The 18,654-nt window shown below is 30.7% G+C and carries 24 protein-coding genes; 14 read left to right on the top strand and 10 right to left on the bottom strand.

Features of this window, described 5'->3' with window-relative positions; translation table 11 throughout:
- Positions 1-21: 21 nt before the first annotated feature.
- Positions 22-213, bottom strand: coding sequence for a YqaE/Pmp3 family membrane protein (locus GTK47_RS14550; RefSeq protein WP_004242485.1), 192 nt, complete (start codon positions 211-213; stop codon positions 22-24).
- Between the two features lie 126 nt (positions 214-339).
- Here GTK47_RS14550 and GTK47_RS14545 point away from each other — a divergent pair, with 126 nt between their 5' ends.
- The gene (locus tag GTK47_RS14545; protein ID WP_165124419.1) at positions 340-687 is read left to right on the top strand and encodes a hypothetical protein; all 348 of its coding nucleotides are present in this window, start codon (positions 340-342) and stop codon (positions 685-687) included.
- A gap of 66 nt (positions 688-753) precedes the next feature.
- Here the strand turns inward: GTK47_RS14545 and GTK47_RS14540 are convergent, their stop codons facing one another.
- Together GTK47_RS14540 and GTK47_RS14535 are read right to left on the bottom strand one after the other, a co-directional pair.
- On the bottom strand, positions 754-2,865 hold the full coding sequence (locus GTK47_RS14540) for an autotransporter outer membrane beta-barrel domain-containing protein (protein ID WP_165124416.1): 2,112 nt from the start codon (positions 2,863-2,865) through the stop codon (positions 754-756).
- A gap of 265 nt (positions 2,866-3,130) precedes the next feature.
- Positions 3,131-3,778, bottom strand: a complete 648-nt coding sequence (locus GTK47_RS14535) for a hypothetical protein (protein WP_165124413.1) — start codon at positions 3,776-3,778, stop codon at positions 3,131-3,133.
- Between the two features lie 203 nt (positions 3,779-3,981).
- On the opposite strand from GTK47_RS14535, the gene GTK47_RS14530 reads away from it, so the two are divergent.
- The 4 genes from GTK47_RS14530 (at position 3,982) to GTK47_RS14515 (ending at position 5,909) form a co-directional block, all read left to right on the top strand.
- Complete coding sequence (locus tag GTK47_RS14530) at positions 3,982-4,137, top strand: hypothetical protein (RefSeq protein WP_165124410.1); 156 nt, start codon at positions 3,982-3,984, stop codon at positions 4,135-4,137.
- Positions 4,138-4,260: 123 nt separating this feature from the next.
- Positions 4,261-4,602 carry a hypothetical protein gene (locus tag GTK47_RS14525; protein ID WP_165124407.1) on the top strand — a complete coding sequence of 114 codons (342 nt, stop codon included), beginning with the start codon at positions 4,261-4,263 and terminating at the stop codon, positions 4,600-4,602.
- A gap of 493 nt (positions 4,603-5,095) precedes the next feature.
- Entirely contained in the window at positions 5,096-5,446 is a 351-nt protein-coding gene (locus tag GTK47_RS14520; protein WP_165124404.1) for a hypothetical protein, read from the top strand.
- A gap of 241 nt (positions 5,447-5,687) precedes the next feature.
- Positions 5,688-5,909 (top strand): DUF465 domain-containing protein, encoded by a 222-nt coding sequence (locus GTK47_RS14515; protein ID WP_075672624.1) that lies wholly within the window; start codon positions 5,688-5,690, stop codon positions 5,907-5,909.
- A 207-nt stretch (positions 5,910-6,116) separates the two neighbouring features.
- On the opposite strand, the gene GTK47_RS14510 is transcribed toward GTK47_RS14515, so the two are convergent.
- From GTK47_RS14510 to GTK47_RS14500, 3 genes are all read right to left on the bottom strand, one after another.
- The gene (locus GTK47_RS14510; RefSeq protein WP_165124401.1) at positions 6,117-6,383 is read right to left on the bottom strand and encodes a putative Se/S carrier-like protein; all 267 of its coding nucleotides are present in this window, start codon (positions 6,381-6,383) and stop codon (positions 6,117-6,119) included.
- The gene (gene yedE / locus GTK47_RS14505) at positions 6,358-7,443 is read right to left on the bottom strand and encodes a YedE family putative selenium transporter (RefSeq protein ID WP_241256034.1); all 1,086 of its coding nucleotides are present in this window, start codon (positions 7,441-7,443) and stop codon (positions 6,358-6,360) included. The genes GTK47_RS14510 and yedE overlap by 26 nt, the downstream gene beginning before the upstream one ends.
- 238 nt (positions 7,444-7,681) lie before the next feature.
- On the bottom strand, positions 7,682-8,113 hold the full coding sequence (locus GTK47_RS14500; RefSeq protein WP_165124393.1) for a hypothetical protein: 432 nt from the start codon (positions 8,111-8,113) through the stop codon (positions 7,682-7,684).
- A 331-nt stretch (positions 8,114-8,444) separates the two neighbouring features.
- On the opposite strand from GTK47_RS14500, the gene GTK47_RS14495 reads away from it, so the two are divergent.
- The 4 genes from GTK47_RS14495 to GTK47_RS14480 all read left to right on the top strand — a co-directional run bounded on the left by GTK47_RS14495 (position 8,445) and on the right by GTK47_RS14480 (position 10,476).
- Positions 8,445-8,726: a DUF5339 domain-containing protein gene (locus GTK47_RS14495; protein ID WP_165124390.1), complete on the top strand. Its 282-nt coding sequence runs from the start codon at positions 8,445-8,447 to the stop codon at positions 8,724-8,726.
- Between the two features lie 191 nt (positions 8,727-8,917).
- Positions 8,918-9,451 (top strand): dihydrofolate reductase family protein, encoded by a 534-nt coding sequence (locus tag GTK47_RS14490; protein WP_165124387.1) that lies wholly within the window; start codon positions 8,918-8,920, stop codon positions 9,449-9,451.
- A 335-nt stretch (positions 9,452-9,786) separates the two neighbouring features.
- Positions 9,787-10,188: a hypothetical protein gene (locus GTK47_RS14485; RefSeq protein WP_165124384.1), complete on the top strand. Its 402-nt coding sequence runs from the start codon at positions 9,787-9,789 to the stop codon at positions 10,186-10,188.
- 42 nt (positions 10,189-10,230) lie between these two features.
- Positions 10,231-10,476 (top strand): hypothetical protein, encoded by a 246-nt coding sequence (locus tag GTK47_RS14480; RefSeq protein ID WP_165124381.1) that lies wholly within the window; start codon positions 10,231-10,233, stop codon positions 10,474-10,476.
- Positions 10,477-10,528: 52 nt separating this feature from the next.
- On the opposite strand, the gene GTK47_RS14475 is transcribed toward GTK47_RS14480, so the two are convergent.
- Together GTK47_RS14475 and GTK47_RS14470 are read right to left on the bottom strand one after the other, a co-directional pair.
- The gene (locus tag GTK47_RS14475; RefSeq protein WP_165124378.1) at positions 10,529-11,068 is read right to left on the bottom strand and encodes an AAA family ATPase; all 540 of its coding nucleotides are present in this window, start codon (positions 11,066-11,068) and stop codon (positions 10,529-10,531) included.
- 219 nt (positions 11,069-11,287) lie between these two features.
- Entirely contained in the window at positions 11,288-12,043 is a 756-nt protein-coding gene (locus tag GTK47_RS14470) for a hypothetical protein (RefSeq protein ID WP_165124375.1), read from the bottom strand.
- A gap of 363 nt (positions 12,044-12,406) precedes the next feature.
- On the opposite strand from GTK47_RS14470, the gene GTK47_RS14465 reads away from it, so the two are divergent.
- The 4 genes from GTK47_RS14465 (at position 12,407) to GTK47_RS14450 (ending at position 15,099) form a co-directional block, all read left to right on the top strand.
- Positions 12,407-12,604 (top strand): ParD-like family protein, encoded by a 198-nt coding sequence (locus GTK47_RS14465; protein ID WP_036913277.1) that lies wholly within the window; start codon positions 12,407-12,409, stop codon positions 12,602-12,604.
- 12 nt (positions 12,605-12,616) lie between these two features.
- Positions 12,617-13,393 (top strand): type I methionyl aminopeptidase, encoded by a 777-nt coding sequence (gene map / locus GTK47_RS14460; protein ID WP_165124372.1) that lies wholly within the window; start codon positions 12,617-12,619, stop codon positions 13,391-13,393.
- A gap of 267 nt (positions 13,394-13,660) precedes the next feature.
- A complete protein-coding gene (locus GTK47_RS14455) occupies positions 13,661-14,005 on the top strand; it encodes an antiterminator Q family protein (protein WP_165124369.1) in 345 nt (114 codons plus the stop codon).
- A gap of 230 nt (positions 14,006-14,235) precedes the next feature.
- Positions 14,236-15,099 carry a triacylglycerol lipase gene (locus GTK47_RS14450; RefSeq protein ID WP_165124366.1) on the top strand — a complete coding sequence of 288 codons (864 nt, stop codon included), beginning with the start codon at positions 14,236-14,238 and terminating at the stop codon, positions 15,097-15,099.
- A 75-nt stretch (positions 15,100-15,174) separates the two neighbouring features.
- Here the strand turns inward: GTK47_RS14450 and GTK47_RS14445 are convergent, their stop codons facing one another.
- Positions 15,175-15,612 carry a hypothetical protein gene (locus GTK47_RS14445; RefSeq protein WP_165124363.1) on the bottom strand — a complete coding sequence of 146 codons (438 nt, stop codon included), beginning with the start codon at positions 15,610-15,612 and terminating at the stop codon, positions 15,175-15,177.
- 243 nt (positions 15,613-15,855) lie between these two features.
- Here GTK47_RS14445 and GTK47_RS14440 point away from each other — a divergent pair, with 243 nt between their 5' ends.
- Entirely contained in the window at positions 15,856-16,593 is a 738-nt protein-coding gene (locus tag GTK47_RS14440) for a phosphatase (protein WP_075672612.1), read from the top strand.
- Between the two features lie 73 nt (positions 16,594-16,666).
- Here GTK47_RS14440 and GTK47_RS14435 read toward each other — a convergent pair whose 3' ends face one another.
- Positions 16,667-18,265 carry a methyl-accepting chemotaxis protein gene (locus GTK47_RS14435; protein ID WP_165124360.1) on the bottom strand — a complete coding sequence of 533 codons (1,599 nt, stop codon included), beginning with the start codon at positions 18,263-18,265 and terminating at the stop codon, positions 16,667-16,669.
- Positions 18,266-18,654: the final 389 nt, after the last annotated feature.

The raw sequence follows: 18,654 nt of genomic DNA, 5'->3' as shown, positions 1-18,654 counted from the left end.
CACATCAGTGGGGCTTAATCGTTAACCGCCGCGAGACATTTTCTCAATTTTTTTATCCGTATTGTATTGAGAAAGCGCATAAACCGACCAGATAGCCGCAGGGATCCATCCGATTAAGGTGATTTGTAGGATAAGGCAAAAAATGCCAGCAAATGGGCGGCCAATCGTGAAGAATTGTAACCAAGGTAGTAATAACGCCAGAATAAGTCTCATAAAACCCCCTCTATTATTCGAAATTTTAGTTTATCAATAATTAAATCAATAGCAAATAACAAGGAATATTACATTTATTTAGTGTGAAAGTTTGTTTTCGTGGTGCTCATACCAAGGATTGAATTTATGGCGGGAGCATTAGGTAGGTTGAATATTGATTTGACGCTAAATACGGCAAATTCCACAAGTGCAATCAACCATAGCCAGCGCCAAACAGAACAAATTAGTGAATATATCATACTTTCTAATATTGTTTATTTTACTGGTGGAGAGATAAGTAGCTATAAATCTAGTTACTTATACGTGGAAAGAAGCAGATCATGTTCGGGTATAAAAGTAAATGATGAAAGCGAAGGTGAAATAAAGGTTTGTACTAAAATTGTTCACGGTAATATTTATGAAACTGGAAATGCTGTAATTTTTAAGAAAACAAATGCTTTAGGTTTTGAGTTGATATTAGCAAAAACAGACTGATATGAAACTGAAAAAACCTCACTAAATAATGAGGTTTTTATGTGATTATTTTACAAAATAAAATTATTAAAAGCTCATTCTAAATCCTGCGGTTAAATATATTGGAGTTTCTATTTTATTACCATTTTGATAGTTTATTTCAGTATAAAAAAGAGCATCATTACCAATATTAGTTTTTAAACCAACGCCGTATTTACCAATATTTCCAGCATAATGACTATCAAATGATATGTTATTAATTTCTATTTCATTACTTTTAATAAATTCACGAGATATTGCTGCTTTTATATAAGGCTTAACATTGTGGTTTGCAATCAGTAAATTACTCTCTAATGTGGCTCCTAATTCACCTTTTAAGCTATCAGCATTGTGGATATTTACTTTCATGCCATTATCTAATATATAATTCGACTTACCAATATGAGAATAAAGGATCTGGCTATATGGTGTGAGTTTGAATTCAGATGTGAATTCAATTGGATAACCGATTTCTGTTGATGCTGTAACCGCATTTTGATTGTAATTTCCTTTAACTTTTTTCCCTTCATTCATATTAGTGTTGATTTCATTATGCAGGTGATTCATCTTAAATAAAGAATCTACATAAAAACCTGAATGATTAAGCCAAGTTAAATAGATACCACCACCATAGCTATTAATATCACCATTATTAATATTTTCGGATTTGATCTTACTCTTAGTATAAGAAGTCATTAAACCAAATAGCAATTGATCATTATTTATGGCTATTTTCTTATCTATACCAATTTGCATTCCATTTAAATTAGAATGGAATTGACTATAATCTTTATCGTTAAAATGAGAATTATCGTTTAAGTAGCGAACCCATACACCGAGATCATTATTATTTCCACGTGAGAAACCCATTCTTTGGCGTAAAGTACTCGTTTCAATACTTAATATGTGCTGTGGTGCTGAGGCCATATTAATAACGGCTTGAGCGCTATTGCTTAACATAGGTTGACTAACATTAGGTTGTTTAGAAGTATCAGGCTGTTTAGAAGTATCAGGCTGTTTAGAAGTATCAGGTTGTTTAGAAGTATCAGGCTGTTTAGAGGTATCAGGCTGTTTAGAAGTATCAGGCTGTTTAGAAGTATCAGGCTGTTTAGAAGTATCAGGTTGTTTAGAGGTATCAGGCTGTTTAGAAGTATCAGGCTGTTTAGAGGTATCAGGTTCTCCATCTCTTCCGCCCACAAGATACCACTCTGTGTGACCATCACTAGTTTTACTATTTAGCTTATACTTCCAAACACCAACTTCAACATTGCCACCTTTATTTAGCAAATTAAAATTAGCATCACCACTATTTACATAAACCAATTGAACATTTTTAGGATCAGAGATCTCTTCTCCGCTATCATTTATTTTTAATCCAAAATGCCCAGTTGCATGATCTGAAATATAAATATTATCGCTCAAACCATCGGCTAAGCGGCTACTCAAAATAAAAGTACCTTCACCAGTGAGTGTTTTTAATTCAAGTCGATTAAATTGCATGCCAGAAGCATAATGATCCATTTCAAGCTGGCTACCAGCTTGCATTTCTAAATTGTTAATATGAGTGATTAATTCTGGGCCCGGTTTTTCTGGCCTAGGGGCATCACCATCATCACCATAAATTTCGTTCCATGAAGGTACAATATATGTTTTACCTGCTAGTGTTAAATTTTCTATAAGGATTTTAGCTGAAGGAACAGGATCATTTTTGGATACATCAGTAGTTTCAGTATCAATATTATCAATATATAATTCAGCATTTTTATCTATAAATAATTTACCTATAGATGATGAACCTGCACCCATATCAATATTACTCGTGCCTGTTACTATAGTATCTTTAATAGTGGGAATACCTACACCTTTTATACTATCAATATACATACTAATATTGGCATCATCTTTAACGATTGTACCTGTTGCTAGACTATCACCATACATTCGTAATATTGCCTCATCTTCAAGAGTAATATTTTGAATCTTGTGGTTTGTATCTATATAAAGACTTGTTTTATTGCTATAAATTGAATTAGATGTAATTTCATTATTAGAGAGACGAATGTCATTTGTACTATTTTCTTTGGCATAAACTGAACTAGCTAAGAAAGATAATATACTTATAGTAATAATGTTTTTACTAAAATGTTTATTCAGAAGCATAAAAAATGACCTTTTTTATTTTTTATTGTATAAAAATTATTAAATTATTCTTAATGATCATGTTGTTTGCTTTTTTTATCAATTTAAATAACCTTAAAAAAATATATTTAGAATATAATCTCCCTTAAGATTAATTTTATTAAAGAAAAATATAATTATTTATTATATGGAATAATATATCTTAGATGAGTTATTTGGCTTATGGTGTTTTTTTATTGAAAAACACCATAAGGTAAAGATAAGAGAGTAATATAATAAATAGCTATTATGTTTTAGGTGTTCTGTATACTAAAATAGCAACAAATATAGCCCATAAGAAACTGATGACTTTAAACCATTTAGGATATTTTTTTTGTAGAGAAAACCAGCAAAAAATAAAGGGAACCCAAAAAGTGGCAAGGGCTAAAATGACAAATTTTGTTTTATAAAACCTTTTTGCTCTGAATTCTTTTTTAACTCTTTTTTCAATTTCTTTACTATTTCTTTCTACTTCAGCTCTTTCACTATTCCATGATGGATATTTATTATCTAACCAGCGAGTTATTCCAAATAATGAGGTGGTAATTCTATTCTTTGCATGTTGACTTGTGTCACCAGAATATTTAATTTCTTGAATAGTTTGAAAAAATGATACAGTAAGCCTAAGGAATTCACTATCTAATTTCTCAAAATGTAGTGGTTTATCAGAGTTAGGGTTTTTACTTTTTTTTTCTGATCTTTCAAAACAACCAATCATTGTAGAGACTTCATCGACTGCTTTATCTGTAAACTTATTAAATTCTCTTTTTTGAATTTCTTGCGGTGATGGTCCATCATCAGAAAGACTAATTCTGTATGTTGTTCCCAAACCAGGAAAAATTGAGTCTCTTTTTCTTACATTGGCTTTTACGGTTCTTTTGGGATTTAGAAACATAAATGATACCTATCTTTTTTTCTAGTTTACCGTAAATATGTTAATGTTTTTCCTAAAAATAAACAACGAACTATATCGCAAATATCCTATCAATAGGGCATTGCTACCCATCTTTAAATGATGATTTTGTAAAAGCATGTAAGTCAGACCGTTCTGTTACTGTTTTATGCCAATATTTTCTCTTTTATAAATGGGAAATTATTATGTCTACGATGAAAACAGAAGTTATTGTTATTCGTTTAACGAAAAAAGAACGTGCATTATTGGATTCAATAAAAACAGCACCACTACTTGCAGATTGGATGAAAGAATTAGCACTTGCTAAATTACAAGAGCAAGATAACTCACCTAATAAATAGTTGTTAATGCCGATAAGAAGGATTTTAGTCGGCATCATTATTTTATTATTTATACTATAAAATAAAGTGGTAACAGTAATAATGGATTATAGTTTATATATATTTAATTTTAAGGTAATAAGTATGGATACTAATAAAACTGAAAATAAAGTGGTAGGAAAGGGAATATTAATGGCATTTTGGGTGGGAGCATTGGTTGTTGCAGGGTTGCTTATTTATAATGAATTAAGCTCACATTCTAATTCAGGTGGTTGGTCAAGTTTATCCAGAGCCATAACAGCAGCTTTTATTATTTTTGGTGCGGGAATTTATTGTTTTATCTGTTTTTTTATTGCATTAAATGAATGGTTAGATAATCGTAAAAAAGAGTACGTTAATATAGTGAGAATTAAAATAGCATTAACACTGCATGGCTTGGTTTCTATTGTCGTAGGGTTACTTGCATCACCATTATTATTTAAATGATATTAGCGTAATAAAATGTTTTTGAATAATTAATTCTCATAAAATCAATTAGTTATAACTTTTAGATGTTTAAGTAAAGTTAAAGAGATTAAATTATTACAATGAAAAAAATGACATCAATAGCGATTGTTAATAAAAAAGCCCAATGTGGCGGCATTGGGCTTAGTGACTCAAATAGATGGGTATATAAAACTATTAGAGATCAGTATAAATGTAGTGAATTTTCATTTTATAAATTAACAATAAATGCTTTTTTTTTAGTAAAAAATGCTTTTGTGCTTTATGTCGTCCAGTTTTAAGGCAAATTGGCGTTTTTTCATTCTATTCAAACGAGTGAAACATCGTCGATTTACTTATTTTTTACTTTTTATTATGTGAATAGAAGAAGCCTTGTTTTTCTTTATCAATACTTGGTAGATAACCATAAGCTGATTATAATCAAGTGTTAATAAACTCTTTTTTAGAATGTTTTTTACAAAATTAAAGATACAACATGAATAAAAACAATAAATTATTTATTACTGAACAACAGAAAATAATGTGTGAAAGACATGGTGTTTTACCTCAAAAACCAGAAGAAATGGTAGCAATTGCTTTAGATAACCTAAATGGGAATCCCATTTATGGAACACGCATAAAGCGATCAGAAAGTGGTGCTATAAGTTGGTTTTTTTATTGTGAGGAATATTGCGCAAAGGACGACTTTTATCAACCATTGCATACAGAGCATTTGGAAGAATTACTACCTGAAGTAATAAATTACCTTTATCTACCTGAAGGATATAATTTTATTATCGATAGAGACGGATATGAAGATGTTTGGTTTGAAGAGATAAATGAATAAGTATTTATCATTATTTTATAATTTTTGGATTAAGTAGATTTACAGTTTTATATACCCCTACGTATTGAAATTCATAACTATACTGAGAGTGTATAATATAAAAATATTAAGTTATTTTTAAAATTAAAAATATTAATTGATATTGGTCTTGTTTTTAACATAAAGACAATGACAGGTTAATCAGTTTGGGTAAATATTATAAGAGTATTTAATTCACAATTAATAAGGAAGGTAGCTATTTATGTTTCCAGAATATCGTGATTTAATTTCAAAACTTCGTCAGACTGATCCTCATTTTCGTGCTCTTTTTGAACAACATAACGAACTTGACCATAAAATTGTTAGATTAGAGCATAAAGATAGAAGAGGATATGGTGAAGAGGTTGTTGAGCTAAAAAAACAAAAATTAAAACTGAAAGAGGAAATTCATCAAATCCTCAAAAATCCGCCGGAAGAAGAGTGAGTAATAAAAAATAATTACTCTATAAATACATAAAGATGCAGAAACCATCCAATATAAAATATGGATGGTTTTTTGTTTTTAGAAAGATAATTTATTTTTGATTATAAAACTCTATAAACTAGATGGTATTATTTATAAAGAAAAGGCTACTGATGTAGCCTTTTGACTGTCTAGGTTCTAAAAATGATAATTGAGTTACGTACTACATCAAAATTCATTTTTCCAAAATAAATCAAAATGATTTGAATTCATTTTATAAACGGCTCTAACATTATCATTAATATACTGTTTATAAATTTCATCATCAGAAAAATAAATGGATACAGCTAACTCACATTCTGATGATATTTTTCGTGGAGCATCAATAATTTTTGAGGAAAAATTATCTTGTTGAAGTTGCTGCTGAAGTTTTTTTACAGCGTATTGCTCATGAAAAAGAAATAAGTAGTTATGCGTCATTTTTACTAATTCCATTATCTTTTGCTTTATTAACAGCATAGGTGTAAACAGCAGCAACAATGACAGCAAATAATAAACCAATAATAACAACTAACTTGCCATTATCTGTAACACCAGCAGGGCTCGAAGCATAAGAGAAATTATGTGCAAACGCAGCTCCTACTAACATACCCATGACGCTTACAGCTGCATCTGAGTTACCTTGACCAGCATTAGCGAGTTGTCGTAATGGACAACCTGTAATTAATACACCACATAGACCGACAAGCGCCATAGAGAGAAAATTCCATAACCCATCATTGTGGGCGATTGGTTGATTTTCAAAACCAAGATTAAACTTACCTAAATAGATATTACCCAAAAGAACAACGAGTGTTAGTGCAATTACGCCAAACGCCATATTATAATTTCGTGACAAAAATACATGTTTGGCCATTCCAATAAAACAGAACCTTGTGCGCTGAATAATAAAACCAATAATAAGACCTGCGATGATAGACATCCACACTGGCGCATGACTTGCTCCAGGGCCTTTCACACTGGCATTGAATATATCACTATTCCATAAGAATAAAGCAAATAGGAATATACATATAGCAGGCAAAATAAAACCTTCAATAGGAGATTGGCGATAATTTCTTGGGAGAGAAAATCCTTTTTTAATAAATAAGCTTCCTATACCAATACCTATTATTAATCCAACTAATCCTATTACAGCATTTAAATCACCGGCTCCGATACGAAGTACCATTCTTAATGGGCAACCTAAAAAAACTAAACAGCCTGCCATCATTAGAAAACCTAGTGCAAAACGAATAATAGGTGCAGAACCCGCCTTTGATTGAAACTCCTTGAAGATAAGAGCAGCAGCAAAAGAACCAAGAATAAAACCGAATATTTCAGGGCGAAGATATTGAACTGTTTCAGTGTGATGTAAACCCATGCTTCCTGCGCCATCACGAATAAAGCAAGCTACACAAACACCCATATTAGGTGGATTTCCGTTAACACCAAGAAGTAACGCAATAGCACCAATAATAATTCCAGATAGGATTAAAACCCATTTTATAGACATCAAATGCCTCCGTTGACGGGGGAGTTCCCCTGACTAATAGAACCTATTAAGTACGGAGCAACTATATATAAGAATAACGTATGATTCTTTTATATAGATCACGTGAAAATTAATAAACTGAGTAAAATTAGGTTTTAAAATTTAAGAGTGTTAATTTAATTGGCAATAAGTTAATTATTATTTAAATAACTTATTGCTAATAATGAAGATGGAAGTTGATTTTTAGAAAGCGGTTTAATTAATTATTTATTTCTTTTTTCCATTTTGTATATGCATTTGTAATTATTGGTGCAATTTTGTCATAATTATCCCATGAGTTTTCAACGTAATATGAAGAAGAGAGTCCTTGAGCTAAAACACGCTCGAAATCTTCGAAATAGCTATTATTTTCTGATTCATAATAATGTTGTGTGAAAGCGTAACCTTCATCACTCAAGTCATCACTAATAAATTTTTCGTCGCAAACTTGGATAAGAAATACAAGACCATCCATTTCTCTTTTACGTACCATTTCTAACTCATCAATTGCATCTTCCCGTAGATCTTCACTTTCTAAATTATTTTCAATAATCCAAGTCAAATAGAATCCTATATGTATACCTCCATTTTCAGGAGGAAGATCATCTGGAAAATCACCATAAGCATGCCAGTCGATTCTATCAATTGCCATTTTTCTACCTGTATTATTCAGTGGTGGCCATTTTATAGAGTACTATCTATATAAACGGTAATGTTACTATAAAAAATAAATTACTAGCAGGTGATAATAACATATTAATTTAAAAGGAATAAATAAATCTATTAATCAATACTAAAAATCATAAACTAATTTCAATTATCGTATTTTGATTTTATTTATTTTAGTAATCATTATTAGATTGGAATTTGTTTTTTAATTAAGATAATGCTTATCCCTATTTTATTATTCTTTGAGATAATGCTGGCTTAAGAAAAATAATGGAAGTTACTTTCTAACTGTTAACAATACTTAAAGGATATTTATGAAAAAGCTTATTTTAGCATTGGGTTTATTATCAATTTCTTCTGTCGCTGTTTCTGCTGATTTATCTAAAGCGTGCGAAGATTACTTTAAAGAAACTGACTCTTACGTTGAGTTAATGGCAAAGAATGATGCAACTAAAGCTCAAGCTGAAGCCATGAAAGCGCAATATGCTCAAGCTAAAGAGCAATTTGCTGCATTACCTAAAGATGTTCAAGAAAGCACTTGTAAACAAGCTTTAGATTCTTTAGAACAAATGAAAAAAATGTCCGCAGCTCAATAAGAGTTATTCTGTTGCGATAAGCCTTATAACTTTAATTGTTATAGGGCTTTTTTTTGAATAAAAATAAAATTATTTTTATATTAAACAATAAAATTAAGAATTAATTAAATTTATTATTTTTTACTCTTATTATTTATTTTTATTTATTTAATGCTAAATTAAAGTGCCTTTACTAAGAAAGAGTATTAAAAATGAATGTTGTAGTTTATATCGCAACAAGCTTGGATGGTTATATTGCTGATAAACAAGGTAATATTGATTGGCTTACCGATATTGAAAATCCTGAAAATTTAGACTTTGGTTTTGCAGACTTTCTTAGTGGTATTGATGCGATTGTTATGGGAAGAACAACTTTTGAAACAATAATGGGGTTTGATATTGAATGGCCCTATGAGCAACCTGTTTTTATACTAAGTAATACGATTAAAGAACTACCAACTTCATTGCCAGATAATGTGAGTGTTTTATCTGGAAATGTCACTGAGATAATAAAAAAAATCGAAGGTGATGGCTATAACAGAGTATATGTTGATGGTGGAAAAACAGTGCAAGGCTTTATTAATGAAGGTTTTGTGGATGAACTTATAATAACTAGAATACCTATTTTATTAGGTGAGGGTACGCCATTATTTATACCAAATGATAAAAAAATAGAGTTTATTCATTATAAAACAGAAATATACTTAGATTCTTTTGTTAAATCACACTATAAAAAACTGAATTAAATTTTATTTATTCTACTCTACGGGCACCTAATTGGTGCCCTTTTTTATTTCTATATAAAAATAATTTAATATGGTTGGTTACTATATATTCCTCTTAAGCATGATTCCTATTTATTTATACTAATTATTAATAGGTGTGTTTTTGTCATTCTTATTATTTTACTTAAGATTTTATTATGCTCTGTGTTTTTGGTGCCCCTATAGGTTAAATTATTTTTTATCATCATTTTATGAGCGAATTTTTCTATTTTTATATAAATAGTGAAATTTATTTTGTTGATGAATCGATTTTATGGAATAATTATTTACTCCTATTTCTTATTGATATTTAATTTATGTATTACTTTTTATTTTTATTACTTTCTGTATTTATAATTTCTGGGTGTACTACTAATAAAACAACTCAAGCTACATTAATTAAGACACACACTGGTAATTTCACTCCTGATAATCACGAGGTAAATAATAACTTGGTTTTTATGTTGGGAAAGCAATCTCGTTTTGAAATGGAAGTTCAAGAAGAAAAACAAAGGCTTGGACAAATTTTTAAAATTGATTTAAATGAGAAAAAACCATCAATAAACAATCAGTATTTAAGCAATAATAATTCAATATTAAAGCCTATTCAAAAAATAAGCTTTACCATGCCAGTTCCTGAACCTATTTGGAATGAAAAAAAACAAACAGTTGAATTCAAATGGAAACAAAAACCACATTATACTTTTGATGCTTATTAATACTTTAATATCAATTTAAACTTTAATTTCATATGGAAAATTATGCGTATAGCAATCACTTTATTATTATCATTTCTATTACTAGGTTGTGCTACTGATAATGTTACTTTTAGTACGAGTAATTCAGGAAGTCATAGAATAAACAGTCCAGTGTGTTCTACATTAGTTTGTGGTAAGAATACTCGAACACCAGGAGAGCAAAAAGCAATTAATGAAGCTGTTCATGAACAACAGCGAGCTATTATGCGAGGAGAAAAACCTGATTTACGGATCATGGCTTCTTATTAAAAATTAATACTATTATCTACGCCAGTAATTACTACTGGCTGATAATAACTCTTTAACTTTTATTAATAATAAAATTAGCCCTATCAGTTATTTCTATTTTAGGTAACTCTATTAAATTATAATTATATTTTTTATAAACAGCTATCATAGCTAAATAGGTTTCTTTTGCCTCTTTCTCTGTTTGTTTTCTTTCTTGATCTTGAGTGTATATCTCTGGCCATGGTGGTGCTATAAACACATTTGTAGAATAACGAAATAAGGTAATTGCTTTATCAATGTGTTTGGGAATAGCTAAACCACATAGGAGTAAATATCCTGCAATATCAGGGAGCCCTCTATCATAGAAATAAAGCATTTTATTATTGCTTGCTTCATGCCATGACCGTAATTCCCAAATCAGCATTGCTTGTGCAAAAGCATTAGGATCTACCCACGGTAATGCATTTCCTTCAATAACACTTTGATCTTGGATAATGGCTCTTCCTGCTTCTAAAGAGCAAGGATAGCCTTTATTTTTAAGTTCGTTTATTAGTGTGGTTTTCCCAGAGCCAGGGCCACCAGTTAGTATAATGCGATGTGATTTTTCAGGCATAATAACTCCTATAAGCTTATATAAATAATAAAGAAAAAGAGAATGGTATACAGGGGGGATTTGAGTTGTCAGAAACTAATATACTTAAAAAATAAAGTATAAAAAAGTACATTAGCATTAAATGTTAATATAAAGAGCCAGTCGTCTTACTTTTCAAAAATTAAAAAATAGCGTAATGATTTACGCTATTTTTAGAAGAAGAGAATTAATGAATAAAGATTAAGGGATACAAGGTTCTGGTGCATAGTTACTATTTGGGAAAGGGTTTGGTAAATAACTACATTTTCTCGTTATTTTTTGTGCGCCTTCTTCTGATTCAAAAAGTGCAACACCAATTACACCTGTATTTCTTTTATCACCTTGGGCATTATAATTTACATATCCTTCCTCAGGTGTAGCAAAGCGAAAAGCGGCAACTTGTTGCTGATTTTTTCTAAAACCTTCAACAAATAGAGTCTCTCCCGGTCTTAGTAAATAACCTCTATTTTGATAAGAGCCAGCGGTTCCAGTGATAACATCTAGGCCATCAACAGTAATAACAGCTTCGTATATTAATTTATGGCTAGTGTTATGTAAGAAAATAATATAGCGCTCATTTTGTTTTCCATACAATAAATATTGATTATTTTGAGCGTGATATAATGGAATTATATTTCTGTGTTCAGTTAAGATTGATAGCTTTACTGGGCTTTCGCTAACACGCGCAATTTTTGAATAAGAACTGGAAGGTACACCACTTTGATAAAATATAGATGTTGTTTGTGAAGGTGTTTCTGATAATCGATATGCTTCAACACTTTCAGTAACAGAAGATAAATTTTCTCCCCATTTTGTTGAAAGCGTTCTATTTTCAGTTTGCTCATTAGCAACACTTGAACTAGTAGGATAGTTTCTCTCAATTGTTGTACAGCCTGGGGTTAGTATTAAAACACTACTTAGTAACGAAAGTGATGCGATTGTTTTGAATAAATTCATATTTTGCTTTCCTTAGTATTTATACGAAATTCGTTTCTAAACTTTATTAATATTAAATTAGCGTTTGTGTTTTAATTTGTCTCTCAGCTAATTCTTAGGGTGGTAATATTTAAAGAAAAATAGTCATAATTTAGGATAGTTTGAAGTCAAATATTATGAAATTGTGGACTGGAGGCAGTAAACTATGTGAAAAGTGAAGATATATTCTCGTTATTTTTAATTTTATTTTCTTCTATTTCTCCTTATTTTCTTATTTAGGCATTTTATGCCTACAACAACAATCTAATAACAATTGAAAGAAGCAGAATTTGATTCTATTATAGAACGTATATGTTTTGTTATGATCTGTATATAAGGAGTGTCGTGGGTATTGTAAAAATTTCTGATGAATTACATGAGTACTTGCGAAAAGCAAGCAATGTGATGTCTCGCTCTGTTAATGCTCAGGCAGAGTTTTGGATAAAAATTGGTATTCAAGCAGAATTAAATCCAGATAAAACGTTTCCAATGATTATCAATGAAATGCTGGAAAAAGAAGCCATCAAGCAAGAAGTAGAATAAGAGGAAAAAAGAATGGATAAAATAACGATTAAAACGGCCGATGAAATTGAGTTAATGCGTGAGTCAGGACGCTTATTAGCGAAAGTTTTTACAATGCTTGATGATTTTATTGTACCAGGTGTTTCTACATTGGAAATTAACGATAAAGTTGATAACTTTATTGTCAATGAACTTCAATCGAGACCAGCAAGTAAAGGTCAATATGGCTATGAATATGTGTTAAATACATCTATTAATGAAGTTGTTTGTCATGGCGTGCCAAAATCAGATGAGCGCTTAAAAAGTAAAGATATTATTAATGTTGATATTACATTAGAAAAAAACGGGTTTATTGCGGACTCTAGTAAAATGTATATCATGCCAGAGGCGTCTCCTATTGCGCGAAAATTAGCAAAAACAACGTATCAAGCAATGTGGGAAGGTATTAAGGAAGTAAAACCAGGTGCGACATTAGGTGATATTGGTCATGCTATTCAAAGCTTTGCACAAAGTCATGGATATAGTGTAGTGAGAGAATACTGTGGGCATGGAATAGGAAGAGAAATGCACGAGGCTCCACAAGTATTACATTATGGTATTAGAGGGCAAGGCGTTGAATTAAAAGAAGGTATGACTTTCACGATTGAACCAATGATTAATCAAGGCGGCGCTAAAATAAAAACCAAAAAAGATGGTTGGACTGTTGTGACAAGAGATAAAAAATTATCTGCTCAATCAGAACATACTATTTTAGTCACAGCAACAGGGTATGAAGTGCTCACTTTACGTCCGGAAGAAGTCTTGCCATAATTGCTACTCTCCTATATTTATAGCCATTTTAAGAAAAAATATTTTTATAATCTAAAAAATTAATTTCTAATTAAAATGGCTATTTAATATCCTTTATTTTCATTACTATCAATAAACTAAGTCCTAAGCTTAATATCTTTATAAATCTGAGTTGTAAATTATACTTTGAACACTATATTGGTATTAATACTCATTAAGTATTTAATGAGTCATCTTAAATGATTGCAGGATGCAATTATTACCCTATGGAAAAATAAGGATGTTAATATGAAAAATATTTCAAAAACTTTAGAAGAGTGGGGATCATGGGTTGCTAATGACCAAGATGCTATTAATTTATTGAATAATAATAAAAAAGAAGTTATTCCAGATCGTATAAAATTAAGAAAAAAATGCACCTGTCATAATGCTAATATTATCAACGATTTAATGAAAAAATTGATGATGCACAATAAAGAAGATTATCAGTTACTTATTAATTATTATGTTTTTGGTAAAACATTTATTCAGCTTGCAAAATATGAACAATGTTCGGATACGTATATTGGAAAAAAACTAAAAAAAGCAGAAGGTATGATTGAAGGTATGTTGATTTTCTCTGAAGTTAATTAAGACTATTAGTAAAAAGTTGAAATTGATTAAAATAATACTTTACGATCGTAAAATAGCGATTATGCTAATAACACTTAGAACAATTAAGGTATCAAAATATGATGTTTACTATAATTTTTGTACTTCAAATATTATATGTTAAATATTGTATTCCATCTGTTGTTTTAAGTATTGCTAATAGGATGTTTAGCAAATTAAATAAATTAATTTAAACCCAAGGAGTGGAATATATGTCAACTACATATCCAATTGTTTTAGTTCATGGTTTATCTGGTTTTGATGATATCGTCGGTTATCCTTATTTCTATGGTATCGCTGATGCTTTAGAAAAGGATGGCCATAAAGTCTTCACCGCATCTCTTTCTGCATTTAACTCGAACGAAGTTCGTGGCGAACAACTTTGGGAATTTGTGCAAAAAGTTCTCAAAGAAACGAAAGCAAAAAAAGTAAATTTAATCGGTCATAGCCAAGGTCCATTAGCTTGTCGTTATGTTGCTGCAAAACATGCTAAAAGCATTGCTTCTGTTACCTCTGTTAATGGGGTAAACCACGGTTCAGAGATTGCGGATCTAGTGCGACGTATTATGCGTAAAGATAGTGTGCCTGAATATATTGCTGATGCGGTAATGAAAGCGATTGGTACTATTATTTCTACATTTTCAGGTAATCGTGGTAATCCACAAGATGCCATTGCTGCATTAGAAGCATTAACAACTGAAAATGTGATGGAATTTAATAAAAAGTATCCACAAGGGCTGCCAGCCATTCGAGGTGGTGAAGGTAAAGAAATCGTAAACGGTGTTCATTACTATTCATTTGGTAGTTATATCCAAGGTTTGATTGCCGGAGAAAAAGGCAATTTATTGGATCCTACTCATGCTGCAATGCGTGTATTAAGTGCATTCTTTACTGAGCGTGAAAATGACGGTTTGGTCGGTCGTACAAGTATGCGATTAGGTAAACTGATTAAAGATGATTATGCTGAGGATCATCTGGATATGGTAAATCAGGTTGCTGGGTTGGTCGGGCGTGGTGAAGATATTGTTGCTATTTATACAAACCATGCGAATTTCTTAGCAAGTAAAAAGCTTTAATTATCTTACATACTGGTTGTGAAATAATCTAATACGAATGGCTCTAATTAATTAGAGCCATTTTTATTTTAATTATTATTGATTGATATTTTTATTAACGCTGACAGAAATGGAATAGCCTAATAAATAAAGTGCCTGTTCTAGACTATCTACTTTTGAGGTCTGATTAATTTCAAGTAGACGCTCTATTTGAGCACTCGTTAAATTCATCTTTCTTGCAAGATCAGATTTTTTTGTTTTTGTTTCTAACATCGCATTATGTAACGCAATTTTTAAGCAGCTAATAAGAGGTAAGTAGACAATGAAATCACCAGCTTGTGCTTTTGATGGTGTTGGAATAGGCAGTTTGCTCGCAACAAACTCTTCAAGACCTACATGCAAAATATCAGAGGCTTCTAGTTCAATATCATCTTCTGTATAAGCAACAGCGTGTATATTATCAAAATCACGGTAGGTGATTTCGTAAGTTTCACTTTCTTCATCAAAATGAGCGACTGCTGGATAGCTGAACATAAATAACCTTTTATAGAGTTGAAAGCCATATTTAAAATGAAATTACACAATATAATGTGTTTTCAAAATTCTTGTGTATAGTACTAAAGTGAAACTTTATTTATCTATTTGATATTAAATAGTATGTTAAAGATTAAAGCATATTTATCAAAAATTATCTTCATTTCTTGCTAATGTGAGAAAAAGTGAAGTGGATAGTATATCGCTTGTTAGTTGTTAGGTATTTTTAGGAAGGAGTTATTTATGTATCCCGTTGATTTACATGCTCATACTATTGCTAGCACACATGCTTACAGCACAGTTAGTGAATATTTCCAACAAGCTAAAAAGCAGGGAATTCAATTATTTGCAATTACTGATCATGGCCCAGATATGGATGATGCACCTCATGAATGGCATTTTTCTAACTTACCGGTGATCCCTCGTATTATTGATGGTGTTGGTATTCTTTATGGTATAGAAGCGAATATTAAAAATATTAAAGGTGAAACAGATTGCAGTGAGAAAATGAGCAAGAAATTAGATATTGTGCTTGCTGGTTTTCATGATCCTGTAATGAGCTCATTAGGCCTTGTTGATAATACAAAAGCATTAATTGCAACAATAGCAAGTGGCTGTATTCAAATGGTTACGCATCCGGGGAATCCAAAATATCCAATAGATATTGCTGAAGTTGCAAAAGCAGCTGCCACTTACAACGTTGCTTTAGAAATGAATAACTCATCATTTATTCATTCTAGAGTAGGAAGTGAAAAAAACTGCATAGAAATAGCGAAAGCAGTGCGTGATGCTGGAGGATTAATTGCATTGGGTTCTGACTCACATATAGCTTCTTCACTAGGAAATTTTGATCGAGTATTAGAAGTATTAGCCCAAATAGACTTTCCACATGAGCGTATACTGAATGTAACTCCAAGAAGAGTGTTAGATTTTCTAAAATCACATGGTAAAAAAGAGATCCCTGAATTTAGCCATTTTTAGTATTGGTCTAAATCAGTAATAAGAAAGCTATCCTAAGATTAAGATAGCTTTATGCTGTAGGTAGATTTAATACTTACTGATGAAAAACAGTTAATTCTTGTTTTAATCTATCTGATTGTGTTTGCAAAGAATCTAATGAACTGACTAATTCTCGTGTCATTGTTGAGTTAGCTTGTGTTGTTTGATCTAATTGATTTATTGCATCTTCAATTTGGGCAATACCATTACTTTGTTCATTTGTAGAAATAGAAATATCGTGGATCATTTCATTAATATTTTCAGTATGTTTAGAAATGTCTACCATATTATCGTTTGCGTCAGCGGCTAGTTGAAAACACTGATTTATTTTTTTACTTGAATTAGCGACAAGTATTTTTATCTCTTTTGATGCTAAGTTACAGCTAATGGATAATTCTCTTACTTCTTTAGCTACGACAGCAAAACCTTTTCCGTGTTCACCCACTCTTGCCGCTTCTACGGCAGCATTTAAAGCCAATAAATTTGTTTGGAAGGCGATATTGTCAATCGTAGAGGTAATATCGTTAATTTGTTCAGAGAACGTGACAACTTCATGCATATTTTCAACAACGTTAGCGAGCATTTCATTACTTTGATGGATCATCGTATCTGTTTTTGTTACTAACTCACATGATGTTTGTGTATTTTCTGCATGTTGTTTTGATGTCACACTTAATTGTCGTATTCCTGCTGAGGTTTCAAGCACAGCCGCTGATTGTTGTTCAACACGAATGGCAAGATTATTGTTCATAACAGCAATATCACTTAGTTCGGAATTAATAAGACCGGAGCTGTGATTGATGTTATTTACGATCCGTTTTATCTGGTCTCGCATTTTTTGAATATTAGTAGTGAGAATATTTATTTCAAATAGGCCTTTTGTGGTGACATCGGTCGCTAATTCTCCATTACTAATATCTTCGATATTTTTCATTATCGCGTTTAAAGGTGAAATAAAGTTTTTTCGTAGTACAACCTGAACTAAGAAAGAAAAAATAACAATTAATATTGAAATGACAATTAAGCTATAAATAATTTTATCGTACAGTAACTCGCCTTCACCCAATGAAGCTGTGTAATAATTTTCTAGCTGTTGATGATAGTTAGTATAGGCTTGTTCAAAATTGTCTTGATAGGTTTGTGTTGGTTGATTTAAGTATTCGTATGTTTTGCCTTGTTCTAGAAAGGCTAAAAATTCAATTAATGCTGCATTAAGCTCAGTATATTTCTGCTCTAATTGTTGTATATAAGTTTGATTTTCAACATTATGAGGAAAACCCTTGAAACTTTCCCACCCATTTTCAACGAGCTGAAGTTTTTCTTTAGCTTGTTGTAATAATGAAGAGATATCTGTATTTGCGGTGGCCATTTTATTAATAATTAATAAGTGGCGTGAACTGGCTCTATTTAGGGTATTACGCGTTTGTAAGAGATTTTCCCAAGTATTATTCAATAGCGATTGTTCATGGTAGATATTGTTTAGCGTGTTTAAGTTTCTCTTGTAATCATTGACTGAAGAGAGGAATAAAACACAAGCTAGACCAAGAAGTAAGATTAAAGAGCCTGTAATAAGCCAAACTAAAGTGGTTGTTTTTAAACTCAACATAGTAAAAGAGACGTTTGGCAAATAACGTTGTTTGAAGTTCTTAAACATGTAATGTTATTTCCTTTTTCATAAAAATATAACTGTGTAGTTTATTGATTTTTAAGTTTTATTTTTACTTCCTGTAATTGGTATAGACAAAGAATTAAGAAAAAAATAAAAATATTTTTTTAGGTCACTCTTTGATTTAATGCCATATATCCTTTTGATTTTTTCAAATACTAAAAAATAGTATCGGCATTTTATAAATATTCTTTATGCTTATTTATTGTTCTAATTAATAAATTTATTAAATGTATCGATTGGTTTTATAACACTTTGATTTTTAATTAATTTATCTTAAATATTAAAAGTTAACGATAAATGATAAAAATGAGATAAAAGATATTATCTCAATAAAAAAGTTTTAACCTGTTGATTTGTTATTAATTTTATGTGAC

The organism is Proteus sp. ZN5 (assembly GCF_011046025.1).
Lineage (GTDB): Bacteria > Pseudomonadota > Gammaproteobacteria > Enterobacterales > Enterobacteriaceae > Proteus.
The sequence above is the reverse complement of the archived record's forward strand: the minus strand, read 5'-3'. Positions and strand labels throughout refer to the sequence as shown.

What these genes read in the sequence shown, in the direction of transcription:
- GTK47_RS14550 (WP_004242485.1), bottom strand. Translation starts at nt 213, where the DNA reads ATGAGACTTATTCTGGCGTTATTACTACCTTGGTTACAATTCTTCACG.
- GTK47_RS14545 (WP_165124419.1), top strand. Translation starts at nt 340, where the DNA reads ATGGCGGGAGCATTAGGTAGGTTGAATATTGATTTGACGCTAAATACG.
- GTK47_RS14540 (WP_165124416.1), bottom strand. Translation starts at nt 2,865, where the DNA reads ATGCTTCTGAATAAACATTTTAGTAAAAACATTATTACTATAAGTATA.
- GTK47_RS14535 (WP_165124413.1), bottom strand. Translation starts at nt 3,778, where the DNA reads ATGTTTCTAAATCCCAAAAGAACCGTAAAAGCCAATGTAAGAAAAAGA.
- GTK47_RS14530 (WP_165124410.1), top strand. Translation starts at nt 3,982, where the DNA reads ATGTCTACGATGAAAACAGAAGTTATTGTTATTCGTTTAACGAAAAAA.
- GTK47_RS14525 (WP_165124407.1), top strand. Translation starts at nt 4,261, where the DNA reads ATGGATACTAATAAAACTGAAAATAAAGTGGTAGGAAAGGGAATATTA.
- GTK47_RS14520 (WP_165124404.1), top strand. Translation starts at nt 5,096, where the DNA reads ATGAATAAAAACAATAAATTATTTATTACTGAACAACAGAAAATAATG.
- GTK47_RS14515 (WP_075672624.1), top strand. Translation starts at nt 5,688, where the DNA reads ATGTTTCCAGAATATCGTGATTTAATTTCAAAACTTCGTCAGACTGAT.
- GTK47_RS14510 (WP_165124401.1), bottom strand. Translation starts at nt 6,383, where the DNA reads ATGGAATTAGTAAAAATGACGCATAACTACTTATTTCTTTTTCATGAG.
- yedE (WP_241256034.1), bottom strand. Translation starts at nt 7,443, where the DNA reads ATGTCTATAAAATGGGTTTTAATCCTATCTGGAATTATTATTGGTGCT.
- GTK47_RS14500 (WP_165124393.1), bottom strand. Translation starts at nt 8,113, where the DNA reads ATGGCAATTGATAGAATCGACTGGCATGCTTATGGTGATTTTCCAGAT.
- GTK47_RS14495 (WP_165124390.1), top strand. Translation starts at nt 8,445, where the DNA reads ATGAAAAAGCTTATTTTAGCATTGGGTTTATTATCAATTTCTTCTGTC.
- GTK47_RS14490 (WP_165124387.1), top strand. Translation starts at nt 8,918, where the DNA reads ATGAATGTTGTAGTTTATATCGCAACAAGCTTGGATGGTTATATTGCT.
- GTK47_RS14485 (WP_165124384.1), top strand. Translation starts at nt 9,787, where the DNA reads ATGTATTACTTTTTATTTTTATTACTTTCTGTATTTATAATTTCTGGG.
- GTK47_RS14480 (WP_165124381.1), top strand. Translation starts at nt 10,231, where the DNA reads ATGCGTATAGCAATCACTTTATTATTATCATTTCTATTACTAGGTTGT.
- GTK47_RS14475 (WP_165124378.1), bottom strand. Translation starts at nt 11,068, where the DNA reads ATGCCTGAAAAATCACATCGCATTATACTAACTGGTGGCCCTGGCTCT.
- GTK47_RS14470 (WP_165124375.1), bottom strand. Translation starts at nt 12,043, where the DNA reads ATGAATTTATTCAAAACAATCGCATCACTTTCGTTACTAAGTAGTGTT.
- map (WP_165124372.1), top strand. Translation starts at nt 12,617, where the DNA reads ATGGATAAAATAACGATTAAAACGGCCGATGAAATTGAGTTAATGCGT.
- GTK47_RS14455 (WP_165124369.1), top strand. Translation starts at nt 13,661, where the DNA reads ATGAAAAATATTTCAAAAACTTTAGAAGAGTGGGGATCATGGGTTGCT.
- GTK47_RS14450 (WP_165124366.1), top strand. Translation starts at nt 14,236, where the DNA reads ATGTCAACTACATATCCAATTGTTTTAGTTCATGGTTTATCTGGTTTT.
- GTK47_RS14445 (WP_165124363.1), bottom strand. Translation starts at nt 15,612, where the DNA reads ATGTTCAGCTATCCAGCAGTCGCTCATTTTGATGAAGAAAGTGAAACT.
- GTK47_RS14440 (WP_075672612.1), top strand. Translation starts at nt 15,856, where the DNA reads ATGTATCCCGTTGATTTACATGCTCATACTATTGCTAGCACACATGCT.
- GTK47_RS14435 (WP_165124360.1), bottom strand. Translation starts at nt 18,265, where the DNA reads ATGTTTAAGAACTTCAAACAACGTTATTTGCCAAACGTCTCTTTTACT.